The organism is Pseudomonas sp. yb_5 (genome assembly GCF_043103865.1).
Taxonomy (GTDB): domain Bacteria; phylum Pseudomonadota; class Gammaproteobacteria; order Pseudomonadales; family Pseudomonadaceae; genus Aquipseudomonas; species Aquipseudomonas putida_Y.
Window position 1 is genome coordinate 9,482 of the sequence record NZ_JBICKE010000034.1, and the last position, 18,968, is coordinate 28,449.

The following is an 18,968-nucleotide window of genomic DNA, read 5'->3' on the forward strand; positions in this document are numbered from 1 at the left end:
CCATGGACAACATCGTCGTCGCCGATAAGCAATCCGAAGTCGCCACTCAGAGCGCCTGGGGCAATATCAATCTCAAAGCACCAAGCGTCGTTCAGATACCGGTATCTCCCGACAAAGTGGCCACCGTTACCCAACGCGGGCAGGACCTGATCGTCACCCTGAAGTCGGGTGAAAAAGTCACCATCGGTAACTTCTTCGCCGTGGACCAGGCCGGCGTCGGCAGCGATATGGTCTTCGTCGGCGAAGACGGCACCCTGTGGCATGCCCAGTACGATGCGGCAGCGTTCACCGGTTTCACCTTCGAAGAAGTGGCCTCGCTGGACGAACTGGTTGCGGGCATCGGTACTGCAGGCAGCGCCATGCCAACTTGGGCGATTGCCGGGCTCAGCCTGCTCGGCGTGGGCGGCGCGGCAGCAGCGGCGGACAATGGAGGCGGGGGCAGCAGCGGCGGTTCCGACCCCGACACCAGCGCACCAGCCACGCCGATCGACCTGCTGGTTTCACCGGATGGCCTGCGTCTGACCGGCCGTGGCGAAGCAGGCACCACGGTGAACATCCGCGACGCCGCCGGCAACCTGATCGGCAGCGGCACAGTGGGTGCCGACGGCAACTTCGACGTGACGTTGAGTGCGCCGCAGATCAACAGCGAAAACCTTGATGTCACCCTGACCGACGCCGCCGGCAATGTCTCGGCGCCTGGCACTGTCACTGCGCCGGACGCAACGGCACCACTGGCGCCGACCGACCTGGCTATCAATGAACAGGGCACCACGCTCACCGGTCGTGCCGAGCCCGGCTCGACGGTTTCCGTACGAGGCGCAGGTGGCGTATTGCTGGGCACTGCTGTGGCCGGTGTCGACGGCCAGTTCAGCATCACTCTGCAACCGCCACAAATCGACGGCCAGGCCCTGGAGATCAGCGCCGCAGACGCGGCTGGCAATAGCTCGCCAGTTGCCAGCATCACGGCACCGGACGTCGACACCCCTGATACTACAGCCCCTGAACAACCGACCGACCTGGCCCTGGCCGAAGGCGTCACCTTCACGGGTCGCGGTGAGCCCGGCGCTACCGTGCAGGTACGCGATGCCGGCGGTGCTGTCATCGGTACTGGTGTCGTCGGGGCCGACGGCCTGTTCAGCCTCACCCTGTCGCCGGCCCAGGCCAATGGTGAAGCACTCGACGTGCGTCTGGTGGATGCCGCCGGTAACAGCTCTACCCCACTGCAATTCGATGCGCCGGACATTACCCCGCCCGATGCGGTGAGCAGCATTGCCGTCGACGCTGACGGCCTGGCCCTGAGCGGTCGCGGCGAACCCGGCGCCACTGTCGAAGTGCGCGACGCCAATGGCACCGTGATCGGCACAGGTGTTGTGGGAGCCAATGGCACCTTCCTGATTGATCTGGATCCGGCGGTGCAGCCGGGCGAGCAGTTGAGTCTGGTACAGGCCGACCCAAGCGGCAATGCGTCCGTGGCTACCGAGTACGACGTCCCACTGACCTCCGCGCCCGACAGCCCAAGCAATCTGGCCATCGATGCTGATGGCATCACCCTCACCGGTACCGCGCCAGCCGGCAGCCGTGTGCAGGTGCATGATGCCAACGGCACGTTGATTGGCAGTGCCATTGCCAACGCCGATGGCAGCTTCAGCATCGAACTGAATCCCGCACAAGCCAACGGCGAACTGCTGGACGTGGTCGCCATCGATGACGGCGGCGTTTCCTCTCTGCCCGCACAAATCACCGCCCCCGACATCACCGCCCCTGCCGCACCGACCGAGTTGGTGATCAATGCCGACGGCAGCGTGGTCACCGGCCGCGCCGAACCGGGCAGCACCGTACGCGTGCTGGCCGCCGACGGCACCACTGTGCTGGGTAGCGTGGCAGTGGGCGCTACCGGCAGCTTCAGCATCACCCTCGACCCGCCACAGGTAGACGGCGAGGTGCTGCAAGTCACCGCCACCGATGTGGCAGGCAACGCCTCCACCGCCGGCAACCTTACCGCGCCGGACATCGACGGCGGCGACACAACGCCACCGGAGACCGCGACCAATCTGGTGATCGGCCTTGCCGGCAGCCAACTCAATGGTCGAGGCGAAGTGGGCACCACCGTGCAGGTGCGTGACGCGGCCGGCAACATCCTCGCGACTGGCACTGTCGCCGAGGATGGCACCTTCACCGTCACCCTGGACCCTGCCGTGAACGACGGCAGCACCTTGCAGGTCACCCTAACCGACGCCGCCGGCAACGTATCGCAACCGGGCTCGGTCACCTCGGCAGACCTGCTGCCGCCCGCACAACCGACTGACCTGGCCCTGGCCGATGGTGTCACCTTCACCGGTCGCGGTGAGCCTGATGCTACCGTGCAGGTGCGCGATGCTGACGGTAACCTGATTGGCACTGGCTTGATCAACGAAGACGGCACCTTCAGCGTCACGCTGTTCCCCGCCCAGGCCAATGGTGAAGCTCTGGACATTCGCGTGGTGGATGCCGCAGGCAACGCCTCGGCACCACTGCAATTCGATGCGCCGGACATTACGCCGCCCGATGCGGTCACCGACATCCTGGTCGGCGCTGACGGCCTGGCCCTGAGCGGTCGCGGCGAGCCTGGCGCCACCGTCGAAGTGCGCGATGCCAATGGCACCGTGATCGGCACGGGTGTCGTGGGTGCCAATGGCACCTTCCTGATCGACCTCGCCCCGGCCGCACAGCCGGGCGAGCAACTGAGCCTGGTGCAGACCGACCCAAGCGGCAACGCATCCTCGGCACTGCAATTCGAAGTCCCGGTCACCACTGCGCCTGTCAGCCCCAGCGAACTGGTGGTCGCCGAAGACGGCAGCAGCATCAGCGGTACCGCACCTGCCGGCAGCCGCGTGGAAGTGCATGACGCCAACGGCACACTGATCGGCACTGTGGTGGCTGGCCCCGACGGCAGCTTCACCGTAACCCTCGACCCGGCCCAGGCTAACGGCGAACTGCTGGACGTGGTGGCCATTGATGACGGCGGCGTTTCCTCGCTGCCCGCACAGATCACCGCCCCTGACATCACCGCCCCTGCCGCACCGACCGAACTGGCCGTGAGCGCGGAAGGCAGCGTTATCACCGGCCGTGCCGAACCGGGCAGCACCGTGCGCATCCTGGCTGCCGACGGCACCGAACTGGGCGCTACCGTGGTCGGCCCGACCGGGGCGTTCAGCATCAACCTCACCCCACCGCAGATTGATGGTGAAGTCCTGCAGGCCACCGCGACCGATGCCGCTGGTAATGCCTCCGTAGCCAGCTCGGTCACCGCCCCGGACATCGATGGCGGCGATACCACCCCGCCTGAAGCCCCGACCAATCTGGTGATCGGCCTTGCCGGCAGCCAACTCAGTGGCCGAGGCGAAGTGGGCACCACCGTGCAGGTGCGTGACGCGGCCGGCAACATCCTCGCGACTGGCACCGTCGCTGCAGATGGCACTTTCACCGTCACCCTGGACCCTGCCGTGAACGACGGCAGCACCTTGCAGGTCACCCTCACCGACGCCGCCGGCAACGTATCGCAACCGGGCTCGGTCACCTCGGCAGACCTGCTGCCGCCCGCACAACCGACTGACCTGGCCCTGGCCGATGGCGTCACCTTCACCGGTCGCGGTGAGCCTGGTGCTACCGTGCAGGTGCGCGATGCCGGCGGTAACCTGATTGGCACCGGTGTCGCCGGGGCCGACGGCCTGTTCAGCCTCACCCTGTCGCCTGCTCAGGCCAATGGTGAAGCACTCGATGTACGTCTGGTGGATGCCGCCGGTAACAGCTCTGCTCCATTGCAATTCGATTCGCCGGACATCACTCCGCCTGAGGCAGTAACCAATATTGCCGTCGGCGCTGATGGCCTGGCCCTGAGCGGTCGCGGCGAACCCGGCGCCACCGTCGAAGTGCGCAATGCCAATGACGCCGTGATCGGCACGGGTGTTGTGGGAGCCAATGGCACCTTCCTGATCGATCTGGATCCAGCCGCGCAGCCAGGCGAGCAGTTGAGCCTGGTGCAAACCGACCCAAGCGGCAATGCTTCCGTGGCTACTGAGTACGACGTCCCACTGACCACCGCGCCCGACAGCCCGAGCAATCTGGTCATCGATGCTGACGGCACTACCCTGACCGGTAACGCGCCGGCCGGCAGCCGCGTGGAAGTGCATGATGCCAACGGCACGCTGATTGGCAGTGTGGTGGCTGGCCCCGACGGCAGCTTCACCGTAACCCTCGACCCGGCCCAGGCCAACGGCGAACTGCTGGACGTGGTGGCCATCGATGACGGCGGCGTTTCCTCGCTGCCCACCCAGATCACCGCCCCCGACATCACCGCCCCTGCCGCACCGACCGAACTGGTGATCAATACCGACGGCAGCGTGGTCACCGGCCGCGCCGAACCGGGCAGCACCGTACGCGTGCTGGCCGCCGACGGCACCACGGTGCTGGGTAGCGTGGCAGTGGGCGCTACCGGCAGCTTCAGCATCACCCTCGACCCGCCACAGGTAGACGGCGAGGTGCTGCAAGTCACCGCCACCGATGTGGCAGGCAACGCCTCCACCGCCGGCAACCTTACCGCGCCGGACATCGACGGCGGCGACACAACGCCACCGGAGACCGCGACCAATCTGGTGATCGGCCTTGCCGGCAGCCAACTCAGTGGTCGAGGCGAAGTGGGCACCACCGTGCAGGTGCGTGACGCGGCCGGCAACATCCTCGCGACTGGCACCGTCGACGCGGATGGCACTTTCACCGTCACCCTGGACCCTGCCGTGAACGACGGCAGCACCTTGCAGGTCACCCTCACCGACGCCGCCGGCAACGTATCGCAACCGGGCTCGGTCACCTCGGCAGACCTGCTGCCGCCCGCACAACCGACTGACCTGGCCCTGGCCGATGGCGTCACCTTCACCGGTCGCGGTGAGCCTGGTGCTACCGTGCAGGTGCGCGATGCCGGCGGTAACCTGATTGGCACTGGCTTGATCAACGAAGACGGCACCTTCAGCGTCACGCTGTTCCCCGCCCAGGCCAATGGAGAAGCCCTGGACATTCGCGTGGTGGATGCCGCAGGCAACGCCTCGGCACCACTGCAATTCGATGCGCCGGACATCACTCCGCCCGATGCGGTCACCGACATCCTGGTCGGCGCTGACGGCCTGGCCCTGAGCGGTCGCGGCGAGCCCGGCGCCACCGTCGAAGTACGCGATGCCAATGGCACTGTCATCGGTACCGGCACTGTCGGCGCCAACGGCACCTTCCTGATCGACCTCGCCCCGGCCGCACAGCCGGGCGAGCAACTGAGCCTGGTGCAGACCGACCCAAGCGGCAACGCATCCTCGGCACTGCAATTCGAAGTCCCGGTCACCACTGCGCCTGTCAGCCCTAGCGACCTGGTGGTCGCCGAAGACGGCAGCAGCATCAGCGGTACCGCACCTGCCGGCACCCGCGTGGAAGTGCATGACGCCAACGGCACACTGATTGGCACTGTGGTGGCTGGCCCCGACGGCAGCTTCACCGTACCCCTCGACCCGGCCCAGGCCAACGGCGAACTGCTGGACGTGGTCGCCATCGATGACGGCGGCGTTTCCTCGCTGCCCGCACAGATCACCGCCCCTGACATCACCGCCCCTGCCGCACCGACCGAGTTGGTGATCAATGCCGACGGCAGCGTGGTCACCGGCCGTGCCGAACCGGGCAGCACCGTGCGCGTGCTGGCCGCCGACGGCACCACTGTGCTGGGTAGCGTGGCAGTGGGCGCTACCGGCAGCTTCAGCATCACCCTCGACCCGCCACAGGTAGACGGCGAGGTGCTGCAAGTGACGGCCACCGATACGGCAGGCAACGCCTCCATCGCCGGCAACCTTACCGCGCCGGACATCGACGGCGGCGACACAACGCCTCCGGAGGCCCCGACCAACCTGGCGGTCAACACTGCCGGTAGCCAGCTGACCGGTCGCGGTGAAGCCGGTTCCAGCCTTCAGGTTCGCGATGGCGCAGGCACCGTGGTTGCCACGGGCACGGTCAACCCAGATGGCACCTTCGCCATCACCTTGAACCCGGCCATCACCGATGGCAGTACCCTGCAAGTGACCCTGACCGACGCTGCCGGCAATGTCTCGCAACCCGGTTCAGTCGCCGCGCCAGACTTGCAGTCCCCGGCGCAGCCAACCGAGCTGGCCTTGGTTGATGGTGTGACCTTCACCGGCCGCGGCGAGCCCGGTGCCACCGTACAGGTGCGCAATGCCATCGGCAGCCTGATCGGCACAGGCCTGGTCAACGAAGACGGCACCTTCAGCGTCACGCTGTTCCCCGCCCAGGCCAATGGTGAAGCACTGGACATTCGCGTGGTGGACACCGCCGGCAATAGTTCGACGCCGCTGGCGTTCACTGCACCGGACATCACGCCGCCAGCTACTGTCAGCAACATCGTGGTCGGCGCCGATGGCCTGGTGCTCAGTGGCCGGGGCGAAGCGGGTGCTACCGTACAAGTACGTGATGCCAACGGCACTGTCATCGGTACTGGCACCGTCGGCGCCAACGGCACCTTCGAGGTCGACCTGGACCCGGCTGCCCAGCCGGGCGCTCAGTTGAGCCTGGTGCAAACCGATGCGAGCGGCAACGCCTCCGAGGCCCTGCAATATGAAGTTCCGGTAACCACTGCGCCCGCCAGCCCAAGCGACCTGGTAGTTGCTGAGAACGGCGTCAGCATCACCGGTACAGCCCCGGCAGGCAGCCGCGTGGAAGTACACGATGCCAACGGCACACTGGTCGGCAGTGTCGTGGCAGGTGTCGATGGCACCTTCACCGTCATCCTCAACCCGGCCCAGGCCAACGGCGAATTGCTGGACGTGGTGGCCATCGACGGCAGCGGCGCTACATCGCTACCCGTGCAGGTCACCGCACCGGACATCACCCCGCCGGTCACCCCGAGCGAACTGGTGATCAATGCCGACGGCAGCGTGGTCACCGGCCGCGCTGAAGTGGGCAGCACCGTGCGTGTGATGGCCGCCGATGGCACCACCGTGCTGGGTAGTGTGGTGGTCGACGCCACTGGCAGTTTCAGCATCCCCCTCGACCCGCCACAGGTAGACGGCGAGGTGCTGCAAGTCACCGCCACCGATGCGGCAGGCAACACCTCCACGGCCGGCGACATCACCGCACCGGACATCGACGGTGGCGACATCACCCCACCGGATGCCGCGACCAACCTGGTAGTCGACCTGGCCGGCGCCCAGCTCAATGGTCGCGGCGAAGCCGGTGCCAGCGTGCAGGTGCGCGATGCCCAGGGCAATGTACTGGCCAGCGGCTCGGTCAACCCGGACGGTACCTTCCAGATCACCCTCGACCCACCGGTGAAAGATGGCAGCAACCTGCAAGTGGTGCTGACTGATGCCAGCGGCAATGCTTCTGCACCGGCGTCGGTGGCTACCCCGGACTTGCAGGCCCCGGCCCAGCCGACCGGCCTGGCCTTGGCCGACGGCGTGACCCTGAGCGGCAACGGCGAGCCTGGCACGACAGTGCAGGCCTTCGATGCCTCGGGCAACTTGCTCGGCACTGGTCTGGTCAATGAAACCGGCAGCTTCAGCATTACCCTGTCGCCAGCCCAGGCCAATGGCGAAATCCTCGATATCCGTCTGGTCGATACCGCCGGCAATGTCTCTTCACCCCTACAGTTCGATGCCCCGGACATCACCGCACCTGCCGTGGTCAGCAACATTGTGGTCGGCGCCGACGGCCTGACCCTGGGCGGTCGCGGCGAAGCCGGTGCAACCGTCGAGGCGCGCGATGCCAATGGCACGCTGATCGGTACCGGCACAGTGACCGCGAACGGGACTTTCCTGATCGACCTCGATCCAGCTGCGCTGCCGGGTGAACGCCTGAGCCTGGTACAGACCGACCCGAGCGGCAACGCCTCTGAAGCGCTGACCTACGACGTGCCACTGGTGGTCACGCCTACCAGCCCGAGCGAACTGGTCGTGGCCGCCGATGGCAGCAGCATCAGCGGCTCTGCTCCGGCAGGCAGCCGTGTGGAAGTGCATGATGCCAACGGCACGCTGGTCGGTAGCATCGTGGTGGGTGCCGAAGGCACCTTCACCGTGGTGCTCACACCGGCCCAGGCCAATGGCGAGTTGCTGGACGTGGTGGCGATCGACAACAACGGCACCTCGTCGTTGCCAGTGCAGGTCGCCGCACCAGACATCACCCCGCCTGTGGCACCCAGCGATCTCGCAATCAGTGGCGATGGTAGCGTCGTCAGTGGCCGCGCCGAATCAGGCAGCACCGTCCGTGTGCTGGCCGCCGACGGCACCACGGTGTTGGGCAGTGTCGTGGTGGGGGCCAGCGGCGCTTTCAGCATCGACCTCACTCCGCCACAAGTGGCAGGCGAGCAGTTGCAGGTGACGGCCACCGATGCCGCAGGCAACGCCTCCACGGCCGGTAGCGTCACCGCACCGATCGTGGACAACGGCGGCGACACCACACCGCCGGAGCCCGCTACCGAGCTGGCCATCAGTAACGATGGCCGCACAGTCTCCGGGCGCGGCGAAGCGGGCGCCACCGTGGAGGTGCGCAACGATCAGGGGCAGGTGCTGGTGAGCGGCACCGTTCAGCCCGATGGCAGCTTCAATGTACAACTGCCCACCCCGGTGGTGGATGGCTCGTCCCTGCAAGTGACCCTGACCGACGCCGCCGGCAACGTCTCTACACCTACCCCGCTGACAGCGCCGGACCTGGTGGCACCGCTGCAACCAACCGACCTGGTACTGAGCAATGGCGACAGCCTGGTCGGCACTGCAGAAGCAGGCGCCCGAGTGGAGGTTGAAGATGCCTCGGGCAACCTGATCGGTAGCGCCATTGCCGAGCCGGATGGCAGCTTCAGCCTGACCCTCGACCCGCCACAGGCCAATGGCGAAACCTTGTCCATCACGGTGATTGATGCAGCAGGTAACACTTCGGTGCCGCTGAGCTACGTGGCCCCGGACATTACCGCGCCAGCGATCGTCGCCGACGTGGTGGCAGGCGATGGCAGCCTGGCCGTCTCGGGCCGTGGCGAGCCCGGTGCCACGGTGGAAGTGCGTGATGCCCAAGGTGCAGTCATCGGTACCGGCACCGTGGCGCCAAACGGCACCTTCGTGGTCGATCTGGAGGCACCGCTGGCCGCCGGAGAGAACCTCGTGCTGGTGCAGACTGATGCCGCCGGCAATACCTCGGCAGCGGTCAGTGTGACCGTTGCCGATACACCGCTGCCCGAAAGCCCGAGCGGCGTGGTGGTGGCCGGCGACGGCTCCAGCGTTTCCGGTACCGCACCGGCAGATACGCAGGTGCAAGTGCGTGACGCGCAGGGCAATGTCCTGGGCAGCGTCCAGGCCGGCCCGGATGGCAGCTTCACCATCGGCCTGACCCCCGCACAGGCCAACGGCGAGGCACTGGATGTCGTGGCGATTGACGGCGCTGGCAACAGTTCGCTGCCTACCCAGATCACCGCCCCCGATATCACCCCGCCCAATGAAGCCAGCGAACTGCAACTGAACGCCGAGGGCGACCTGCTCACCGGTCGCGGTGAACCGGGCACCACCGTGCAAGTCATCAGCGCCGACGGTACTGTGCTGGGCAACGCCCAGGTCGGTGCCGACGGTGTGATCAGCGTGGTCCTGAACCCACCGCAGACCGACGGCCAGGAACTGGACGTGGTATTGCGCGACCCGGCTGGCAACACCTCGACCGCCACCATCGTGGCGCCCGATACCGACGGCCCGCTGCAACCCTCCGGGCTGGCCATCGATACCGCTGGCATTCACCTCACAGGCCAAGGTCAAAGCGGCTCCATCGTCACCGTGCGTGACGCCGAAGGCAACGTGCTGGGCACTGCCACCGTGGGCGGTGACGGCCGATTCGACGTCACCCTCAACGCGCCACAACGCAATGGCGAAAGCCTGACCGTGGAAGCTACCGATAACCTGGGCAACAGCGCAGGGCCAGTGGACTTCACTGCACCCGACTCTACCCCACCGCAAGTGGTCACCAGCCCGGCCATCGACGGCACCGGCACCACGATCACCGGCAACGGCGAACCAGGTGCTACTGTCACCGTGCGCGGACCGGACGGCAGCGTGCTGGGCAGCACAGTGGTCGGCGCTGGCGGCGCTTTCGAAATTACCCTCGACACGCCGCAGACCAACGGCCAGGCACTGACCGTGGAGCAACGCGACGCGGCCGGCAACCTGTCGGCGGCGGTCGACCTGTTGGCACCGGATACCCAGGCACCCGATAGCCCCACCGATTTGGTCCTGGCTGGCGACGGCAGCAGCCTGAGCGGCAGCGGCGAGCCGGGTGCGCAGGTGACCGTGACCGGCACTGGCGGCGCAGTACTGGGCACCGCAACGGTCCAGCCCGATGGCACCTTCCAGGTGGCAATCGACCCGCCACAGCTCAATGGCCAGACGCTGTCTGTCACTCAGGCGGACAATAGCGGCAACGGCTCGCCCGCTGGCACCGTGACCGCACCTGACCTCGAGGCACCGCTGCCGGCACAAGGTCTGGGCCTTGACCCTACCGGCACACTGCTCAGCGGGCAGGGCGAGGCAGGCAGCACCGTAGAGGTACGCAACGCTGCGGGCGACCTGCTAGGCACCCTCCCGGTGAATGCAGACGGCACGTTCGAAGTGGCACTCTCCCCCGCACAGACCAACGGTGAAGTGCTGTCGGTGGTGCTGATCGATGGCGGCGGCAATGCCTCGCCGTCGGCCACTTTCACCGCTGACGACAGCACTGCGCCAGCTGCGCCTGCCGACCTCACGATCACCTCGGGCGGCAACGCCATCCAAGGTACAGGTGAAGCTGGCTCCACGGTGGAAGTGAAGCTTGCCGACGGCACGTTGGTCGGCACCACCGTCGTGCCCGCTGGCGGTAGCTTCACGGTCCCACTGTCGCCCGCACAGCTGGACGGCCAGCCCCTGGATGTGACGCTGACCGATGCGGCCGGCAACATTTCGCAGCCCAGCCAGATCATTGCGCCAGACATCACGCCACCGGCACTGCCCACCGACGTTGCAGTCAACGGCGATGGCACCGCTGTGACCGGTAACGCACCGGGCGCCAGTTCGGTGACTGTGAGCGATGAGGCCGGCAACGTGATTACCGTTGCGGTCAACCCGGATGGCAGCTTCAGCGTGCCGTTGGATATCCCGCAGAACAACGGCCAGACCGTGACCGTGGTGGTGACGGACGCAGCCGGCAACGATTCGGCACCGGTCTCTGTGACTGCGCCGGACACAACCAACCCGGAGCCCGCCACCGGCCTTACCGTAAGCCCGGACGGCAGCTCGGTCGGCGGCACAGCCGAACCTGGCAGCACAGTGGAAATCCGCAACCCGGATGACACCGTGCGCGGCACTGTAACTGCAGGGCCGGACGGCACCTTCGTGATACCGGTCGACCCACCCCTGGCATCAGGCGAAACCGTCGATGTGGTGGTGATCGATCCTGCCGGCAACGAATCGCCTGAAATACCACTGACTGGCCCGACAGGTGCCGAAGTGGCCACGCCTTCGGCCCTTGCCATCAGTGCCGACGGTTTCCTGCTGACCGGTCAAGGTACGGTCGGCTCGCTGATTACCGTGACATCCGGGGGCGCCACCCTGGGCAGCGCTACGGTCGGCAGCGACGGTACTTTCCGAGTGTTCTTCCAGGACGCCCAGCTCAACGCCCAGACCTTGCAGGTCAGTGCCAAGGCTACCGCCGATGGCCAACCTTCGGTGCCGGCCATTATCGTGGCCAATGACACCACGGCACCTGACGCGCCGACGCAGGTAAACCTCAACGCCACCGGCAGTACGCTGACCGGCCAAGGCGAAGTGGGCGCAACCGTGCGCGTGACAGACGCACAAGGCACCTTGCTGGGGACTGCAACCGTGGACAGCAATGGCCTGTTCAGCGTCAGCTTCTCGCCGGCCGTGGCCAATGGGCAGAACCTGATCGTGACCCAGGCTGATGCTGCAGGTAACGTTTCGCTCGCGGCCACCCTGCAAGCGCCTGACCTGCAGGCACCACTGGCGGCCAGCAACCTCAGCCTCAACAGCGCAGCCACCGTGCTCAGCGGCCAGGGCGAAGCCGGTGCCAGCGTCACCGTGCGCGACGCCAGCGGCGCCATCCTCGCCACTGGCACCGTCAACCAGAGCGGCCAGTTCCAGATCACCCTGCCCAGCGCGCAGGTCACCGGTAGCCCGCTACAGGTCACCCTCAGCGATGCCGCGGGCAATGTGTCAGGCCCGGCCAGCCTGGCCACGCCAGACCACACACCGCCGGCGGCCATCAGTAACCCGGTGTTGAGCCAGGACGGCCGCCAGCTTTCCGGCAGCGGTGAAGCGGGCGCCACGGTACAGGTACGCAATGCCGCCGGCGCCTTGCTCGGCACAGCCACGGTGGGCGCAGACGGTCGCTTCACGGTGACTTTCGACACGCCACAAGCAAACGGCCAGGTCATCGGCGTGACGCAAGTGGATGCCGCCAGCAACACCTCGCCTGCGATCAATGTGACAACCCCGGACCTGACCCCACCCGCGCCTTTGACCAACGTGGTGCTGAACAGCAACGGCCTGACCCTGACCGGCCTGGGCGAAGCCGGTGCCACGGTCACCGTTCACGGCCCGGACGGGACCATCATCGGCACCGGCCTGGTAGCGACCAATGGCAGCTTTACCCTCACCCTGAACAGCGCCCAGCTCAACGCCCAGCTCCTGAGCGTTACGCAGACCGACGCGGGCAACAACACCTCCACCGCCGTGGCGGTCACCGCACCGGACTTCACCCCGCCTACGGCACCGACAGCACTCGCCCTGTCGGGTACCGGGCTGCAACTGACCGGTAACGCCGAAGCCAACAGCACCGTGACCGTACGCGATGCCAGCGGCAATGTGCTGGGCACAGCGGTAGCGGGCAGCAACGGCACCTTCCAGGTCACCCTGAACAGTGCCCAGACCAATGGCCAGACGCTGCAGGTAACCGCCACCGACGCAGCCGGCAACGTGTCGCCGGCCGCACCTTACACCGCAGCCGACACCACGCCGCCGGCTGCCGTGACCAACCTGGCGGTGTCCGCCAATGGCGCCACCCTCACCGGCGATGGCGAAGCAGGCGCAACTGTGACCGTACGGGCACCAGACGGTACCGTGCTAGGCAACGTTACAGTGGCGGCTGACGGTCACTTCAGCGTGTCCCTGTCGCCGGCAGCGATCACGGGTGAAAGCCTGAGCGTGGTCCAGGTCGATGCCGCACAGAACATCTCCCCGGCACAAAGCGTGACTGCGCCAGGGGTGCTGGCACCGGCCACGCCGGACAACCTGATATTGGCCGCCGACGGCTTGTCAGTGACCGGCACCGCTGAGGCGGGCAATACAGTCAAGGTCTACGGCCCCAACGGCGTATTGCTCGGCAGCAGCCCGGTCGGTAACGATGGCACGTTCACTGTCAATCTGGGCAGTGCACAGGCCAATGGCGAAGTGCTGCAGGTCAGCGCAACGGGCACCGATGGCACCGTATCGCTGCCCGCTACCCTACAGGCACCGGACACCACGGCACCGCAGCCACTGACCAATCTGGTGTTGTCCAACGACGGCCTGATACTCAGTGGCCGCGGTGAAGCAGGTGCCACCGTTACCGTGCTTGGCGAAGGCGGTATCGACCTGGGCACTGCCGTGGTCGATGCCAATGGCGACTTCAACGTCGACCTGAGCGCCGCTCAAGTCAACGGCGAACAGCTCAGCGCCAGCCAGTCCGATGTGGCCGGCAACGAGTCCAACAGCATCAGCCTGACAGCCCCTGACCGCGTCGCGCCGGATGCTGCCGGCAACCTGGCCTTCGCCGGGGGTGGCAGCTTGCTGAACGGTACCGGCGAAGCAGGTGCCGCCGTGCGTGTGCTCGCCGCTGATGGTTCGGTGCTGGGCAGTGCAACGGTGCGCGCCGACGGCACCTTCCAGGTCAACCTCACATCGCCGCAGGCCAACGGCCAACAGGTGCAAGTGGTGCTGACCGATGCGGCTGGCAACCAGTCTGCCGCCAGCGCCATCACCGCACCCGATACCACACCGCCAACGGCACCAGGCGAACTGGCCGTTTCCGGTGATGGTGTCACCCTCACCGGCCGCGGCGAAGTAGGCGCGCTGGTGACCGTGACCAACCCGGCAGGCGAGGAAATCGGCAGCGCCACCGTCGATGCCAGCGGCCACTTCACCATCACGCTGAGCCCGGCACTGGGCAACGCCGAGCTGCTCAGCTTCACCCAGGCCGATGCGGCCGGCAACGTCTCGGCAGTGGCAACCCTGCAAACCCCGGACTTCACTCCACCCGACCCGCTCACCCTAGTGGTGATCAACGCCGACGGCAGTGTGGTCAGCGGCCTGGGCGAGGCCGGCGCCACCGTAATCGTCAGTAACGCAGCCGGTACCGTACTGGGCACGGGTATCGTGCTTGCTGATGGCAGCTTCAGCGTCGAATTGTCACCTGCACAAATCAACAACCAGACCCTGTCGGTGCTGCAGGCCGACCCTCCCGGCAACGTCAGCCTGCCGGTCAACGTGCAAGCGCCGGACCTCACGCCGCCAGCTGCGGCAACCGAACTGCGGCTCAATGCGGCAGGTGACGAACTGGGCGGTATCGGCGAAGTGGGCGCCACCGTGCGCGTGTACGTCGGTACCACGCAGGTCGGTACCGGCACAGTGGGCGCCGACGGGACCTTCATCGTCGAGCTGGATGCAGCGCAGCTCAATGGCCAGGTGCTGCAGGTAACCCTGACCGACGCAGCCGAGAACATCTCGCCAATCAGCTCGGTCACGGCGGCGGACACCACACCACCTGCCACCGTGATCGCCGTCATCAACGACAGCGGTACCCAGGTGACCGGTACCGCCGAAGCCGGCACCCGCGTCACCGTGGTCAACAACAACGGCGACCTGCTGGGCCAGGTAACGGTGGAACCGGACGGCACCTTCGTCCTTGACCTGAACCTCCCGCAAATCAACGGCGAAACGCTGACCATCGTCGCCCAGGACGCCACTGGCAACCCGTCGGTACCACTGGCAGTGACTGCGCCAGACCTGACCCCACCAGTGCAGCCGACCGACCTGCTGCTCAACGCAGCCGGTACATCGATGACGGGTACGGCCGAAGCCGGCACCACCATCACGGTATGGGGCCCGGACAACAACATCGTGGGCACGGTGGAAGTGGATGAGAACGGCCAGTTCACTGTGCCGATCAGCCCGGCACAGAACAATGGCCAGTTGCTGACGGTGGTGTCCACGGATGATGCCGGCAACGCTTCGGTGGCGGTCCCTTACCAGACCAACGACACCTCGCCACCCGACCTGGTAACCAACCTGGCGATCAACAACACCTTCAACGTGCTGACCGGCAAAGGCGAAGCCAATGCCACGGTCACCGTCAGCCTCGACGGAAGCGTGATCGGCACCGGCGTGGTGGATGCCGCTGGCAACTTCCAGATAACGCTGGTGCCGGCGGCGGGCTCGCTCGCCACCCTGGAAGTGACACAGTCCGACGGTATCAATACGTCTGCGGTCGCGACCTACGTCACACCCTTGATCGCACCACCCGTGCCGCCAACCGACGTGACCTTGGGCAGCGACGGCCTGACCCTGACAGGCAGTGCACCAAGCGGTGTGGGCATTCGCGTGTACGATGCCGCAGGCAACCTGATCGGTACAGGCAGCGCAACCCTGGACGGCTCCTTCACCCTGACGCTGGACGCAGCCCAGCTCAACGGCGAGCACATTTCGGTAACAGCGGTGGCACTGGTCGGCGGCGAATCGCAGCCGACCTTCCTGCAAGCAGCTGACATTACGCCACCGGCCAACCCGGTGGTGACCAGCCTCTCTGTCAATGGCCTGGTGCTGAGCGGCACGGGTGAAGCCGGTGCCACGGTGACAGTGCGTGATGCCAGCGACAATGTGCTCGGCACGGCGGTGGTGAATGGCGGTGGCGTGTTCACCGTCAACCTGAACGCCGCGCAGCTCAACGGCCAGGTCCTGGGCGTGAGCCAGGCTGACGCTGCAGGCAATGCGTCCGGCAGCACAAGCTACACCGCCGCAGACCTGCAGCCACCTGCCGCCCCTACCAACATCGCCATCGATGGCGCGGGCACCGTGCTTACCGGTAGCGGTGAAGCGGGCGCTACCGTTACCGTCCAGGGCCCGAACGGCCAGGTCGGTACCGGAGTGGTACAGGCCAACGGCACCTTCAGCATTACCCTGACCTCGCCACAGAACGACGGGCAACTGCTGGTGGTACGCCAGGCCGATGCTGCCGGCAACTTGTCCGCCAGCACCAGCCTGACTGCGCCGGACACCACCCCGCCAGCTGCCCCGCTGGCCACCATCAACGCCAACGGCACCTCGGTCAGTGGTTCTGGCCAGATCGGCAGCACGGTCACCGTGCGCAACAGCACCGGTACCGTACTGGGTACCGCAACGGTGGGCAGCAACGGCCTGTTCGTGGTCAGCCTGGCCGCGGCGCAGATCGACAACCAGGCGCTCAGCGTCACCCTCACCGACAGCGCCGGTAACGTGTCCACAGGCACTGCGCTGACCGCACCGGACCTGACCCCGCCTGCGGCTGCCGGCAACCTGCTGTTCAGTGCCGATGGCAGTACCCTCACCGGTACGGGCGAAGTGGGTGCCACCGTAACCGTACGCAGCGCCGGCGGTACCGTGCTGCAAACCGCAACGGTGCAGGCGGACGGCACCTTCACCGTGACCCTGAGCCCGCCTCAGGACAACGGCCAGATCCTGTCTGTGACCCTCAGCGACCCGCGCGGCAACGTGTCGGGCAACGTCAACGTCACGGCACCGGATGTGGATGCAAATGCACCGGTCATCGCCAGTGACAACCTGGCCACGGCCACGGTCAACCTGGAAGCGGTCAGCGCCACGGAGACCTACACCGACAGTTTCACCACGCTGCTGTCGGGCTTCTCCAAGACCTACACCTGGACGGTGGCAGCAGGCAGCACGGCCGACCCTACCCTCACACTGACCACCAACAGCGTGCTGGCACTGCTCAACAACACCAGCTTCACCCTGCAGGTGAAGGACGCCAGCGGCGCTTGGGTGACCATCGCCACCGGCAACACTCAGGGCCTGCTCGACCTGATCGTGCTGCCGATCGGCTTGCAGGTGGACATCGGCGTGCTGCAAGCCGGTGATTACCGACTGACCGTGGGCAGTGGCGGCATCGGCCTGGTCACCGAAGTGAGCACCACGCTGGACATCGTCTCCACCAGCCTGACCCAATTCACCGGCAGCGGCATTGCTACCTCCGGCAACGTCATTACCGACGTGGGTACCGATGGCGCGGTGGATGCCAGTGGCCCGGACAGCGCCGCCGTGCTGCAAGTACTAAAAGACGGCAGCTACGTCTCGGCCGGGACCGCCACGACGGTTCAGGGCCAGTACGGCACCCTGGTGATCAGTGCGGACGGCAGCTACACCTACACGCCCAACGGCAGCCCGAACAGTGTGGGCAAGGTGGATGTGTTCAGCTACCAGCTGGTGCACCCGAACGGCCTGTCCGATACCGCCAACCTGTACGTGCGCATCGACAGCCCGCAAGCCACGGAAATCTGGAGCGACACCAACTACGGAGCACCGGCCACGGTGGTCGACGCAGTCAACGACGTTGGTAGCAGCCAGGTCACCCTGGACAACCGCGTGGACACCAGCAGCAGTACGCTGGGCTCGCTGAACCTGCCATTGATCGGTACCCGTCAGGCCACCTACACCACCACGGTTGCCGCCGACACCACGGCCGACCTGCAGGTGGTGGTCAACTCCGCCAACCTGTTGAGCCTGCTCAACGGCACCACCATCGAGCTACTCAAGCTCAACCCGGCCACTGGCCAGTACGTTTTGGTGCAGTCGGTACCGGGTGGTTCGCTGATCAGCGTGCTGGGGGGTGGCGCCGGGTATACCTTCGAGAACCAGGGCGCCGGTACCTACCAAGTCCGTGTCACCGCCGGCGGCATTGGCTTGCTCAGCTCCATCACCACCAGCCTGAACACCACCACAACGTACCTGACCGAGTTCGTGGTCAGTGGCGCGACAGCAGCCACCGGCAACCTGCTGACTGACGACAACATCGGTTCGGCCTTGACCGTGCTGAGCGTGCTGACAGCGGCCAACACCTACACCATCCCAGGCTACAACGGGGTGAGCGTGGCCGGCACCTACGGCACGTTGCTGGTGCATGCCGACGGCAGCTACACCTACACCCTCAACGCGGGGCTCACCTCGGCGGTGGTCGGCCAGCAAGACACCTTCACCTACGAGCTAAGCCACCCGAACGGCACCACCGACACCGCAACCCTGACCATCAACGTGGACGATGCTGCCGGCCTCACCACGACCACATCGCTGCTGGCCGATACCGGCGACGAATCAGTGGCACTCGCCAGCCTGGCAGCGGCCACCGACGTGATCGCCGGCACCGACGGCAACGACCAGCTCGATGGCAGCCAGGGTGGCCACATCACCCTGCAGGGAGGGGCGGGTGACGACACGCTGTTGGTAGTCGACCAGAACTTCGCCAGCGTCGATGGTGGCACAGGTACCGACACCCTGCTGTGGGGCGGCGGTGATGCCAGTATCGACCTGGGCAACCTGGCCGAGCGCGTGCACGACATCGAAATCCTCGACCTCAACGACACCAGTTCGGTGGCGCTCACCCTCAACCTGGGGGACGTCGTGGCAATCACCGAAACCGGTACCGACACACTGATCATCAAGGGGGACGACAAAGACTCGGTTCACATGACGGACAACTGGACGCTGGTCGGGAACCAAACTGCCGACGGCATCGACTATAACCAATACACGGCCCAGGAGGATCCAAGCCATCACCTGTGGGTACAAAACGGTATCCATGTGGTTTGAGGCCGCTGCAAACCCGCCGGGTGAATGCCC

The 18,968-nt window shown here is 66.3% G+C and carries 1 protein-coding gene; it reads left to right on the forward strand.

What is annotated here, in order from left to right:
- Positions 1-2 precede the first annotated feature (2 nt).
- Complete coding sequence (locus ACF8GF_RS04435) at positions 3-18,938, forward strand: BapA/Bap/LapF family large adhesin (RefSeq protein ID WP_392487731.1); 18,936 nt, start codon at positions 3-5, stop codon at positions 18,936-18,938.
- The last annotated feature ends 30 nt before the right edge of the window (positions 18,939-18,968 follow it).